Annotated in this window: 8 protein-coding genes; 3 read left to right on the forward strand and 5 right to left on the reverse strand. The window is 73.2% G+C overall.

What is annotated here, in order from left to right:
• Nucleotides 1-366, reverse strand: a 366-nt coding sequence (locus tag GA0115240_RS01715) for a response regulator transcription factor (protein ID WP_141708676.1), incomplete at its 3' end; no start/stop codon positions are given.
• Nucleotides 367-633: 267 nt separating this feature from the next.
• Between GA0115240_RS01715 and GA0115240_RS01720 the strand changes: the two genes are divergently transcribed.
• Nucleotides 634-2,388, forward strand: coding sequence for an FAD-dependent oxidoreductase (locus GA0115240_RS01720; RefSeq protein WP_093734863.1), 1,755 nt, complete (start codon nucleotides 634-636; stop codon nucleotides 2,386-2,388).
• Between the two features lie 250 nt (nucleotides 2,389-2,638).
• Here the strand turns inward: GA0115240_RS01720 and recX are convergent, their stop codons facing one another.
• From recX to GA0115240_RS01740, 4 genes are all read right to left on the reverse strand, one after another.
• A complete protein-coding gene (gene recX, locus GA0115240_RS01725) occupies nucleotides 2,639-3,217 on the reverse strand; it encodes a recombination regulator RecX (protein ID WP_093734864.1) in 579 nt (192 codons plus the stop codon).
• A gap of 4 nt (nucleotides 3,218-3,221) precedes the next feature.
• Complete coding sequence (gene recA / locus GA0115240_RS01730; RefSeq protein WP_093734865.1) at nucleotides 3,222-4,340, reverse strand: recombinase RecA; 1,119 nt, start codon at nucleotides 4,338-4,340, stop codon at nucleotides 3,222-3,224.
• A 220-nt stretch (nucleotides 4,341-4,560) separates the two neighbouring features.
• Entirely contained in the window at nucleotides 4,561-5,604 is a 1,044-nt protein-coding gene (locus GA0115240_RS01735; protein ID WP_093734866.1) for an AI-2E family transporter, read from the reverse strand.
• Between the two features lie 171 nt (nucleotides 5,605-5,775).
• The gene (locus GA0115240_RS01740) at nucleotides 5,776-5,970 is read right to left on the reverse strand and encodes a DUF3046 domain-containing protein (protein ID WP_093734867.1); all 195 of its coding nucleotides are present in this window, start codon (nucleotides 5,968-5,970) and stop codon (nucleotides 5,776-5,778) included.
• 169 nt (nucleotides 5,971-6,139) lie between these two features.
• Between GA0115240_RS01740 and GA0115240_RS01745 the strand changes: the two genes are divergently transcribed.
• Together GA0115240_RS01745 and GA0115240_RS01750 are read left to right on the forward strand one after the other, a co-directional pair.
• A complete protein-coding gene (locus tag GA0115240_RS01745) occupies nucleotides 6,140-10,828 on the forward strand; it encodes an ATP-dependent helicase (RefSeq protein WP_093734868.1) in 4,689 nt (1,562 codons plus the stop codon).
• Between the two features lie 171 nt (nucleotides 10,829-10,999).
• Nucleotides 11,000-11,803 (forward strand): DNA-formamidopyrimidine glycosylase family protein, encoded by an 804-nt coding sequence (locus GA0115240_RS01750; RefSeq protein WP_093734869.1) that lies wholly within the window; start codon nucleotides 11,000-11,002, stop codon nucleotides 11,801-11,803.
• The last annotated feature ends 254 nt before the right edge of the window (nucleotides 11,804-12,057 follow it).

Consider the following 12,057-nt stretch of genomic DNA (forward strand, 5'->3'; position numbering starts at 1 on the left):
CGGCGGGCGGCGGCCTACGGCGTGGATTCGGGCCAGGAGTTCGCCGGTGTCGTACGGCTTCACCACGTAGTCGTCCGCGCCCAGGTTGAGGCCGTGGATGCGGGACCGTACGTCGGCCCGGGCGGTGACCATGATCACCGGGGTGGTGGTCAGGCGCCTGATCCGGCTGCACACCTCGAAGCCGTCCTGGTCGGGCAGGCCGAGGTCCAGCAGCACACAGTCGAAGCCGGGGCCTTCGCCGGGCAGGACCGCCCGGATGGCCTCCTCGCCGCTGCGGGCGTGCCGGACATCGAAGCCGTGCTTGCCCAGGACCGCGGAAAGGGCGGCGGCGACCCGGTCGTCGTCCTCCACGAGCAGCAGTCGCACGCGTCACCTCCTCCTCGTCGGGTGGGACCGGAATCCTGTCCTTCCCGACGGAATCCACGCCGATCGGGCCGGGGTGCGTCAAGGGGGTACCCGCTCACGCGGAGGACCGTTACCGAGCCGGTACGCTTTGCGGGCGCCGTCCGGTGCGCGTGAAGTGCGCCGGGTGTGCGGACACCGCACCGCGCCGAGCAGCGACCCTCGCTTGACGTGGGCAGGCGCAGTGGGTTGCATACGCTTTGTGACCGCAAATCTTCCGGGGGCTGCTGCGTGGACCCGGTGATCGTCGCGGGGGCGGGCCCTGTGGGCTTGGCTCTCGCTCTCGCGCTGGCCCGCCGCGACGTCCCTGTCATCCTCCTCGACGAAACGGAGGTGCCGGGCGACGCCGGCGGATTGCGACGGCCACGCACCGCTGTCCTCGCTCCGGCAACCGCCGCGCTGGTCGAACGGCTCGGCTACACGACCCTGCGTCAGGACTCCGCCACCTGGGCGGCCTGGCGGACGCTGCGCCGGCGTACCGAGGTGCTGCGCGTCGACTTCGGCCCCGACCCGATGGAGGCCCCGGTCCATGTCGCCCAGCACAGGTTGGAACGCGGTCTCCGGGAGGCACTGCTGACCTGCGGTTCGGTACGGATTGTGGCCGGCTGCCGGGTGGACGCGATCGAGCAGGACGCGCGAGGGGTCACCGTGCACACCCGGGGCGCCCACGACACCTGGTGGCGCGGCAGCTTCCTGGTGGGCTGCGACGGATTCCGCTCGACGGTCCGCAAGCTGCTGGGCGCGCGCTTCCCGGGCCGCACCGCCGTCGACCGGTACGCGGTGGCCGTCCTTCGGACCGAACTTCCCGAGCCCGGGGTGGCCTTGCTGCACCGCGACCCGCCGGGCGCCCCCGCCGGGCAGGAGATCACCGCCCGGCCGCTGCCCGACGGGCTGTGGCGACTGGACTGGCTGCTGCCTCCCCAAGGCCGTCAGCTGACTTCCGACGCCCTGGTGGAGCGGCTGCGCGCCACCCTCACGGCCTGGTGCGGGCAGGTGGTTCCGTACGAACTCGTGGGCTCGGCGGAGTACCCGGTGCATCAGCGACTGGCCCGGCGGTGGCGGGTGGGGCGGGTGTTTCTGGCCGGCGACGCGGCCCATCTGATGGGCGCGCTGGGCGCGCAGAGCGTCGAGGAGGGTCTGCGGGACGCGGAGAACCTCTCCTGGAAACTTTCGCTGGCCTGGCACGACGGGGCCTCCAAACTCCTGCTGGACAGTTACGAGATCGAGCGCCGGGGCGCGGTCGGCGCCCGGCTGCGGGCCACCGACCAGGCGCTGCCGCTGCTGCGGGCGAGCGGGCCCTGGCAGAGCGTGCGGCACACTCTGCTGTCCGGCTCCGCGCGCGGGCAGGCGGAGCTGCTGACCGACAGCCACCTGGGGCGTGGGGCCGTGGCCGGCACCGTGGCGTACAGCCGCTCGCCGCTTTCCCTGCCGGCGCCGCGCGGCGGCGGTAAGGCGGGGCCTTCGTCGCCGCTCGGTGGGGGTGACACGCCGCCGGGCGGGGTGGTCAGGGACGTGCGGGTCACCGCGCTGGACGGCACCGTGGGACGGCTCCGGGACCGGCTCGGACGGGGCCTGCTGGTGCTCCTCGTCGCCCCCGGCACCGGGGTGTGGGAGTCCCGGCACTGGCTGACGGCGGGGTTGATGCCGAGGCTTGCCTCCGCGGTCGCCGCGTTGCCCACCCGCGCCGAACTGCTGGTCGCGGAGACCTATCCGGGCGCCACCGCTCACAGCGTCCTGCTGATCCGGCCGGACGGCCACCTGGTCACGACGATGATCGGCTGCCGTCCCGCCGAGCTGTACTCCGCCGCCGACCTGGCTCGCGGCGGCCCCCCGGCGTCGGACGCCGATCCGGCTGGCGAGGACACCCCGGCTGGGGACGACACCCAGGAGGAGCCGGGCAGCCGGGAACGGAGCCGACGCGGCCACGGCGGTGGCAGGGCCGGTGGCGGTGCGACGGGCCGGCGGGTCGGTGGAGCCACCCGCTGAGGGCTGCGGTGAGCTCAGCCGTTCGGGGTGGGGACGCGGATCGGGGGCCGGCCGGGGGGCCGGCCGGCTCAGCGGGCGCCGACGCCGGCGGGCCGACGCGTGTCCGGGCGCCGACTGCTGGCGGCGCCACCACTACGGGCCCGGCCGGAGGTCCGGACTTGCGGGCCCGCCGACAGGCCCACGGGCACGCGTACCGCTGTCGGGCAGAGGTGTCGCGCTGAGGGCGGCGGTATCCGGCCGTCGCCGGGCGTTATTCGCTCTCCCACAGCCATGACTCCTCCTCCCCTTGCTCGGCGGCGCCCTCCGCGGTGAGCGCGTCGCGTACCACTCTGAGGGCCAGTCCTTCGGGATAACCCTTGCGGGCCAGCATCCCCGCCAGGCGCCGGATCCGCTTGTCGCGGTCCAGACCGCGAGTGGCCGGGAGCCGGCGCCGCACCAGCTCACGGGCGGTCTGCTCCTCCTGCTCGGAGTCGAGCAGCCCAACGGCCTCGGTCACCAACTCCGCGTCCACCCCGCGGTGCTGGAGTTCCCTGGCCAGGGCGCGGCGGGCGAGTCCGCGGCCCCGGTGCCGGGATTCCACCCAGGCGTTGGCGAACGCCTGGTCGTCGATGAGGCCCACATCCTGGAAGCGCTCCAGGACCTGCTCGGCGACCTCGTCGGGGATCTCCCGCTTCCGCATGGCGTCGGCGAGTTGTCTGCGGGTGCGGGGGGTCCCGGTGAGCAGGCGCAGGCACAAGTCCCGCGCCTGCTCCTCGGGATCGAGCGGCGGCTCTCGCGAGGCCCTCGACTCGGAAGAGCCGCCGCGCTTCTGGGATGACCCGAACGCCATGGCGTCAGCTCTTGACGGCGGTGGCCTTGGTCACCTTCTTGGGAGCCGGGACTTCCGCCTTGGCGGGCTCGGCCGGGCCGGCCGCGTCAGGACCGGGCTGCACGCCCGGAGCCTCCACTACGGGCTTCGGCACACCCACGCCCAGCTTCTCCTTGATCCGCTTCTCGATCTCGTCGGCCAGGTCCGGGTTGTCCTTGAGGAAGTTGCGGACGTTCTCCTTGCCCTGGCCGAGCTGATCGCCCTCGTAGGTGTACCAGGCACCGGACTTGCGGACGAAGCCCTGCTCGACACCCATGTCGATCAGACCGCCCTCGCGGCTGATGCCGTGCCCGTAGAGGATGTCGAACTCGGCCTGCTTGAAGGGCGGCGCGACCTTGTTCTTGACGACCTTGACGCGGGTGCGGTTGCCGACCGCGTCGGTGCCGTCCTTGAGCGTCTCGATCCGGCGGATGTCGAGCCGAACGGAGGCGTAGAACTTCAGCGCGCGGCCACCGGTGGTGGTCTCCGGCGAGCCGAACATCACACCGATCTTCTCGCGGAGCTGATTGATGAAGATGCACGTGGTCTTCGTCTGGTTGAGCGCGCTGGTGATCTTGCGGAGCGCCTGGCTCATCAGCCGGGCCTGCAGACCCACGTGCGAGTCGCCCATCTCGCCCTCGATCTCGGCCCGCGGCACGAGCGCTGCCACCGAGTCGACCACGATCAGGTCGAGGGCACCGGAGCGGATCAGCATGTCCACGATTTCCAGGGCCTGTTCGCCGGTGTCCGGCTGGGACAGGATGAGGTTGTCCGTATCGACGCCGAGCGCCTTGGCGTAGTCGGGGTCGAGAGCGTGCTCGGCGTCGATGAACGCCACCGTGCCGCCGGCCTTCTGGGCGTTGGCCACCGCGTGCAGGGTGAGGGTGGTCTTGCCCGAGGATTCCGGGCCGTACACCTCCACCACCCGGCCGCGCGGGAGTCCACCGACGCCGAGGGCCACGTCCAGGGCGGTCGACCCGGTGGGGATGACCTCGATGGGCTCATTGGGCCGGTCGCCGAGACGCATGACGGCGCCCTTGCCGAACTGCCGTTCAATCTGTGCGAGTGCGGCGTCGAGCGCCTTCTCGCGGTCGTTTCCTACCATGGGTTCCACCCGGGATGTCTGGTTCGATCGCTTCACGTGCATGACGCTAGCGCCTGCCACTGACAATGCGCCCGGACGTCGGTCCCGAGCTGTGGACAACTCTCGCCGCGCCGGCCGAATCCTGTGCCGCGACCGGGGAGGAGCCGCCCGATCTCCATGAGAATGGATGTTCGATTTTCCTGTCAAGCGCTCACCGGGGCGCCCGCCGGGCCGGCGGTTCTCATTCGGGGCGCGGGTCGGTGACCTCGTAACGCCGTACGTAGGCGGCGAAGAACCCCTGCAGCGTCGCGGTGGCGGGGATCGCGATGAGGGCGCCGACCACGCCCAGCAGGGCGGTTCCGGCGATGACCGAGCCGAAGGCGACCGCCGGGTGGATCTCCACGGTCCGCGCGGTGATCCGCGGTTGCAGCAGGTAGTTCTCGAACTGCTGGTAGACGACAACGAAGATCAGCACCCACAGCGCGTCCCACGGATCCTCGGTGAAGGCGATGAGGATCGGCAGCGCGCCGGCCAGATACGTGCCGACCGTCGGGATGAACTGCGAGACCAGGCCCACCCACACCCCGAGCGCGGGCGCGAAGGGCACCCCGAGCAGTTGGAGCAGGATGTAGTGCGCGACGCCGGAGATCACCGCCAGCAGCGCGCGGGAGTAGAGGTATCCGCCGGTTTTGACCACCGCGATGTCCCAGGCGCGCAGCGCCTCGGCCTGGCGGGCCGGCGGCAGGATCGAGCAGAGCTCGCGGCGCAGCCTCGGCCCGTCGGCGGCCAGGTAGAAAGTGAACAGCAGCACCGTGAAGATCCGGAACACCGTGCCGATGACGGTCGTGGAGATGCCCACCACACTGCCGGCGCCGTTGAGCAGGTGACTGCGCAGCCAGCCGGAGTGCAGCACCTTGTTCCGGAGGTCACCGGTGTGGATGTCGGTGTGGAAGTTCCGGTTGACCCAGACGACGACCTTGTTCACGTCTGCCGGCAGGTTGTGGCCGATGGAGGTGACCTGGTCGACCAGGAGAGAGCCCACCGCCAGCAGGAAGCCGCCGCCGGCCACCGCCACCGCCAGCATGACCAGGCCGGTGGCCAGACCGCGGCGCATCCCCCGGCGCGCCATCCAGGCCACCGCGGGTTCGATCGCCACGGCGGCGAAGAACGAGACCAGGACGTTGACGAGCAGGCCGACCAGCCGGTCGAAAACCCAGTGCGCGAACTCGAAGCAGGCGACGAGCGCGAGCGCGAGCAGGAACGCGCGATGCAGCCAGCGCGGCATCCGGGTGGATGACCTTCCCGGCTCGGCCTGCGGCTCACCCGCCCCCGGGTCCGGGGTCCCGTCGCTTCCTGCCACAGGGCAAGTCTGTGTGCTGTCCGGTGGTAAGTCCTGATATCAACCCATTTGCAGTACTTCAGCAGAGACTGCGGGGCGGAAGGCCCCGGGGCCCGCTCAGCGGTGAGAAGCCGGCACGTCCATGGCGGCGCACACCGCCCGCCAGACGTCCTTGGCCTCCCAGCCGTCGTCCAGCGCCTGGAGGACCGTACGGCCGCCCAGCTCGGACATCACGTGGTCGCGCGCGAACGTGTCGGCGTAGGTGTCGCCGAAATGCGCGCGCATCCGCTCCCAGAAAATCGTCAACCGCATGGGCCCAAGTATCGCGCGCCCGATCGCCCGGCGGAGATCACCCGCCCCCGCCGCACACCACCCGGACTGCCGCCCGCTCCTGCCGTCGCCATGATCGCGTCAGGAGTTGTCCACAGATCTCCGGCTCGCGCTCGGCGCGGTGTCGGTGGGGCGAGGCAGGATGGATGCCATGTCCAGTCAGTCCAGTCAGTCCAGTCAGTCCGATCAGTCCGATCAGTCCGGTCGCAACAGCCTCGCCGCTTTCTCGCCCGCCACCCGCGCGTGGTTCACGGGAGCGTTCCGCGAGCCCACCGCAGCCCAGTCAGGGGCGTGGTCGGCCATCGCGGAGGGCTCCGACGTGCTGGTTGTGGCGCCGACCGGCTCCGGCAAGACCCTGGCGGCGTTCCTGGCCGCGCTGGACAAACTGGCCGCTACCCCGCCGCCGGCCGAGACCCGGCGGCGCTGCCGCGTGCTGTATGTCTCACCGCTGAAAGCCCTGGCGGTGGACGTGGAGCGCAATCTGCGCAGCCCGCTGGCCGGTCTCCGGCAGGAGTCGGTGCGGCTCGGCCTGCCCGAGCCGGAGGTGCGGGTCGGTATCCGCTCGGGGGACACTCCGCCCGCCGAGCGGCGCGCTCTGATCACCAGGCCGCCGGACATCCTCATCACCACGCCCGAATCCCTCTTCCTGATGCTCACCTCGGCCGCCCGGGAGGCACTCACCGGGGTGGAGACGGTGATCCTGGACGAGGTGCACGCGGTGGCCGGCACCAAGCGCGGCGCCCATCTGGCGCTCTCGCTGGAGCGGCTGGACCAGCTGCTGGAGCGGCCGGCCCGGCGCATCGGCCTGTCCGCCACCGTGCGCCCGGTGGACGAGATCGCCCGCTATCTGTCGCCGCAGCGCCGCGTGCGGATCGTCCAGCCGACCTCGCAGAAGAAGTTCGACCTGTCAGTGGTCGTGCCGGTGGAGGATCTCGGCGAGCTGGGCGGCTCCCCGGTGACCGAGCACACCGGGGCGGCGGCGGGCCCCGCCGAGCGCGCGTCGATCTGGCCCCATGTGGAGGAGCGGATCGCCGACCTGGTGCAGGCGCACCGCTCCACCATCGTCTTCGCCAACTCCCGGCGGCTGGCCGAGCGGCTGTGCAACCGGCTCAATGAGATCGCCTACGAGCGGGCCGAGGGCGAGCCGCTGCCCGAAGCCCACTCCCCCGCCGAGATCATGGCCGAGTCCGGTGCGGCCCGAGGCGCTCCGCCCGTGCTGGCCAGGGCCCACCACGGATCGGTGTCCAAGGAGCAGCGGGCGCTGGTCGAGGAGGACCTGAAGGCGGGACGGCTGCCCGCGGTCGTCGCCACCTCCAGCCTGGAGCTGGGCATCGACATGGGAGCGGTCGACCTGGTCGTCCAGGTCGAGTCACCGCCCTCGGTCGCCTCCGGGCTCCAGCGGGTCGGCCGCGCCGGCCACCAGGTGGGCGCGGTGTCCACCGGGGTGGTCTTCCCGAAATACCGCGGTGACCTGGTGCAGTCCGCGGTGGTGACGGAGCGGATGCGGCAGGGCGCCATCGAGGCGCTGCGGGTGCCGGCCAATCCGCTGGACGTGCTGGCGCAGCAGATCGTGGCGATGACGGCCATGGACAGCTGGGACGTGGACGAGCTGCTGGGCGTGGTGCGCCGGGCCGCGCCGTTCGCCTCGCTCCCGCACTCGGCCTACGTCGCGGTGCTGGACATGCTGGCCGGCCGGTACCCGTCGGACGCGTTCGCCGAGCTGCGCCCGCGCCTGGTGTGGGACCGGGTCGCGAACACCCTGACCGCCCGGCCCGGCGCCCAGCGCCTGGCGGTCACCTCCGGCGGCACGATCCCGGACCGCGGCCTGTTCGGGGTCTTCCTCGCCGGGGCCGACCCGAAGAAGGGCGGCGGCCGGGTCGGGGAGCTGGACGAGGAGATGGTCTACGAGTCCCGGGTCGGCGACGTCTTCACCCTGGGCACCACCTCCTGGCGGATCGAGGACATCACCCGCGACCGGGTGCTGGTCTCGCCGGCGCCCGGCGTGCCGGGGCGGCTGCCCTTCTGGAAGGGCGACCAGCTGGGCCGCCCGCTGGAGCTGGGCCGGGCCCTGGGTGCCTGGCTGCGCGAGGTCGGGGCCCTGGCCCCGGAGGCCGCCAGGCAGCGCCTGTCGGCGGCCGGCCTGGACGCGTGGGCCATCGACAACGTCCTGGCGTATCTGAGGGAGCAGCGCCAGGCATGCGGGCATGTGCCCGACGACCGGACGATCGTGGTGGAGCGGTTCCGCGACGAGCTGGGCGACTGGCGGGTCGTCATCCACTCCCCCTTCGGCGCCCAGGTGCACGCCCCGTGGGCGCTCGCGCTGGGTGCCCGGCTCCAGGAGCGCTACGGCCTGGACGCCCAGGCGATGCACGCCGACGACGGCATCGTGCTGCGGCTGCCGGACGCCGACCTGATGGGCCTCGACCTGCTCGACGTCGATCCGGCCGGGCAGGGCACGGAGTTCGATCCGGAGCAGTCCCCGGTGGGCGCCGGGGACGTCGCCTTCGACAAGAGCGAGATCGAGCAGCTGGTCACCGATCAGGTGGGCGGCTCGGCCCTGTTCGCCTCCCGGTTCCGTGAGTGCGCCTCCCGGGCGCTGTTGCTGCCGCGCCGCAGCCCCGGCAAGCGCACCCCGCTGTGGCAGCAGCGGCAGCGTGCCTCCCAACTGCTCCAGGTGGCCTCGGAGTACGGCTCGTTCCCGATCGTGCTGGAGGCGGTGCGCGAGTGCCTCCAGGATGTGTTCGACGTGCCCGGGCTGGTGGAGCTGATGGGCGACATCGAGGCCCGCAGGGTGCGGCTGGTGGAGGTCACCACTCCGGAGCCGTCGCCCTTCGCCCGCTCGCTGCTGTTCGGATACGTGGCGCAGTTCCTCTACGAGGGGGACTCACCGATCGCCGAGCGCCGGGCGGCGGCGCTGTCCTTGGACTCGCGGCTGCTGGCCGAGCTGCTGGGACAGGCGGAGCTGCGCGAACTGCTCGATCCGGACGTGCTGGCCGAGCTGGACCGGGAGTTGCAGTGGCTCACCGAGGACCGCAGGGTCAAGGACGCGGAAGGCGTGGCGGACCTGCTGCGGATGCTCGGACCCCTGACCTCGCAGGAATTGACGGCCCGCGGCGCGGATCCCGGGTGGGCTGCGGAGCTGGAGGCGGCCCGGCGGGCGATCCGGGTGCGGATCGCCGGCGCCGAGCACTGGGCCGCGGTGGAGGACGCCGGTCGCCTCCGGGACGCGCTGGGCACCGCGCTTCCGGTCGGGGTGCCGGTGGCTTTCACCGAGCCGGTGAAGGACCCGCTGGGCGACCTGGTCGCGCGCTACGCGCGGACGCACGGGCCGTTCACCACCCATGACGCCTCCGGGCGGTTCGGGCTCGGCGCTGCCGTGGCGGACGGCGTCCTGCACCGGTTGGCGGCGGCCGGCCGGGTCGCGCAGGGCGAGTTCCGGCCGGGCGGGGCCGGACAGGAGTGGTGCGACACCACGGTGCTGCGCCGGTTGCGGCGCCGTTCGCTGGCGGCCCTGCGGCAGGAGCTGGAGCCGGTGCCGCCCGCGACGCTCGGGGTGTTCCTGCCGCAGTGGCAGCACGTGGGCACCCACAGCCTGCGCGGCATGGACGGGCTGGCCCGGGCGGTGGAGCAGTTGCAGGGCGCGACGGTGCCCGCCTCCGCGCTGGAGAAGCTGGTGCTGCCGTCCCGGGTGATGGGATACAGCCCGGCGATGCTGGACGAGCTGACCTCCTCCGGGGAGATCGTGTGGGCCGGTGCGGGGGCGCTGCCCGGCAAGGACGGCTGGGTGTCGCTCTATCTGGCGGACAGCGCCCCGCTGCTGCTGCCCGCCCCCCAGGCACTGGAGCTGAGCCCCCTGCACCAGGCGGTGCTGGCCGCCCTGGACGGCGGGTACGGGCTGTTCTTCCGGCAGATCGCCGATCAGGTACGCGCGTCGGGGCAGCAGGCGACCGATCCGCAGCTCGCCGACGCGGTGTGGGATCTGGCCTGGTCGGGGCGGCTCACCAATGACACCCTGGCGCCGCTGCGGGCGCTGCTCGGCTCGGGCCGCACGGCCGGGGCCACCGCGCACCGCGCGCCGCGGGCGGTGCCGCGCGGCCGGTACAGCTCACTGGCCGCCAGGGCTCCGCGGAGCACCGCCTCCCGCGGCGGGCCGCCCACCACCGCGGGCCGCTGGTCGCTGGTGCCCGCCGGGGAGCCGGACCCCACGTTGCGGGCGCACGCCCTGACCCACACCCTGCTCGACCGGCACGGCGTCGTCACCCGGGGCGCGGTGGCCGCCGAGGGGGTGGCCGGCGGCTTCTCGGCGGCCTACCGGGTGCTGGCCGCCTTCGAGGAGACCGGGCAGGCACGCCGCGGCTACGTCGTGGAGGGCCTGGGTGCCGCGCAGTTCGCGATGGACGGCGCGGTGGACCGGCTGCGCGCGCTGAGCACGGCCCGGGAGCTGGAGCAGCAGGAGCACGGCCGGTCACGCACGGTGGTGCTGGCCGCGGCGGATCCGGCCAATCCGTACGGGGCCGCGCTGCCCTGGCCCGAGCAGCCCACCGGGGTCACCCACAAGCCGGGGCGGAAGGCCGGCGCGCTGGTGGTCCTGACCGACGGCGTGTTGGCTCTCTATGTCGAGCGGGGCGGCAAGACGCTGCTGTCCTGGCCGATGGACGAGATACGGGTGCAGGCCGCCGCGGACGCGTTGGTGCTCGCGGTCAGGGAGGGCGCGCTGGGCCGGCTCACGGTGGAGCGGACCAATGGGGAGCCGGCGCTGACCTCACCGCTGGGACAGGCACTGGAGGCGGCGGGCTTCCACGCCACCCCCCGGGGCCTGCGGCTGCGCGACGGCGGCTGACCGCCCGGCCGGCGGCCGGCGCCTGCCCGGGGGCCTCGGGTCGGACGGTGGCCGGGTGGGGACTGTCGTCGGCTCGGACGGTCGCCGGGTCGGGCAGTCGCCGGGTCGAACGGTCGCCAGGTCGAACGGGTAGCCGCCCCGGACGGTCGCCGGGTCGGTCAGAATGGATGAATGCCCGAAGGAGACACGATCTGGCTGACCGCGCACCGCCTGCACACCGCGCTGGCCGGGCGGCCGCTGCTGCGGGCGGATCTGCGGGTGCCGAAGCTGGCGACGGTGGATCTGGCCGGGCGGCAGGTGCTGGAGGTGGTCCCGCGCGGCAAGCATCTGATGCTCCGGCTGGAGGCCGGGGTCACGCTCCACTCGCATCTGCAGATGGACGGTTCCTGGCACCTGTACGCACCGGGTGACCGCTGGCGGGGCGGCCCGTCGCACCAGGTGCGGGCGGTGCTGGAGAACGGGGAGCGGATCGCGGTGGGCTACCGGCTGCCGGTGCTGGAGCTGCTGCCGACCGCGGAGGAGGGCGAGGTGGTGGGGCATCTGGGGCCGGATCTGCTCGGGCCGGACTGGGATGCGGCGCGGGCGTTGGACCGGCTGGCCGCCCAACCGGAGCGGCCGCTCGGCGAGGCGCTGCTCGACCAGCGCAATCTGGCGGGCATCGGCAATGTCTACGTCGCGGAGCTGTGCTTTCTGCGGGGGGTGACGCCGTGGACGCCGTTCGAGGAGGTGCGGGCGCCGGAGAAGCTGGTGGCGCTGGCCCGGCGGCTGCTGGAGGCCAACAAGGCACGCCCGGGACACATCACCACCGGTGATACCCGGCGGGGCCGCACCAACTGGGTGTACGGCCGGGAGCACCAGCCGTGCCTGCGCTGCGGTACCCCGATCAGGTCCGGTCAGCACGGCAGGGTGGATCAGAGCCGGGTGGCGTACTGGTGCCCGCGCTGCCAGCGGGGTCCGGCGCCGGGGGACGGCTGACCGCCCGGGCAGCAGCGGCCGAGGCGGAGGCCGAGGCGGGTACGGCGTGCAGCGGTATCAGGCCGAGGCCCCAGCCTGCAACGGCGGCGGCGCCCTCCCACGGGCCTGCGGCTTCCGGCCGGACGGCGACCCGCAGCGCCGCCCACCACCACAGCGTCCCGGCGACCGCCGCGACCGCCCAGCGCGCCGCCTGCCACGACCGGCGGCCTCGTCCCGGGCCGGGAGGGTCCGGTCGGCCACTTGTCGCAGGGGGC

The sequence above is a fragment of the Streptomyces sp. DvalAA-14 genome, from assembly GCF_900091855.1.
Classification (GTDB): Bacteria; Actinomycetota; Actinomycetes; order Streptomycetales; family Streptomycetaceae; genus Actinacidiphila.

Bases quoted from the DNA above. Each gene is read 5' to 3' on its own strand.
- recX (WP_093734864.1), bottom strand. From the start codon at position 3,217: ATGGCGTTCGGGTCATCCCAGAAGCGCGGCGGCTCTTCCGAGTCGAGG.
- recA (WP_093734865.1), bottom strand. From the start codon at position 4,340: ATGGTAGGAAACGACCGCGAGAAGGCGCTCGACGCCGCACTCGCACAG.
- GA0115240_RS01735 (WP_093734866.1), bottom strand. From the start codon at position 5,604: ATGCCGCGCTGGCTGCATCGCGCGTTCCTGCTCGCGCTCGCGCTCGTC.
- GA0115240_RS01740 (WP_093734867.1), bottom strand. From the start codon at position 5,970: ATGCGGTTGACGATTTTCTGGGAGCGGATGCGCGCGCATTTCGGCGAC.
- GA0115240_RS01745 (WP_093734868.1), top strand. From the start codon at position 6,140: ATGTCCAGTCAGTCCAGTCAGTCCAGTCAGTCCGATCAGTCCGATCAG.
- GA0115240_RS01750 (WP_093734869.1), top strand. From the start codon at position 11,000: ATGCCCGAAGGAGACACGATCTGGCTGACCGCGCACCGCCTGCACACC.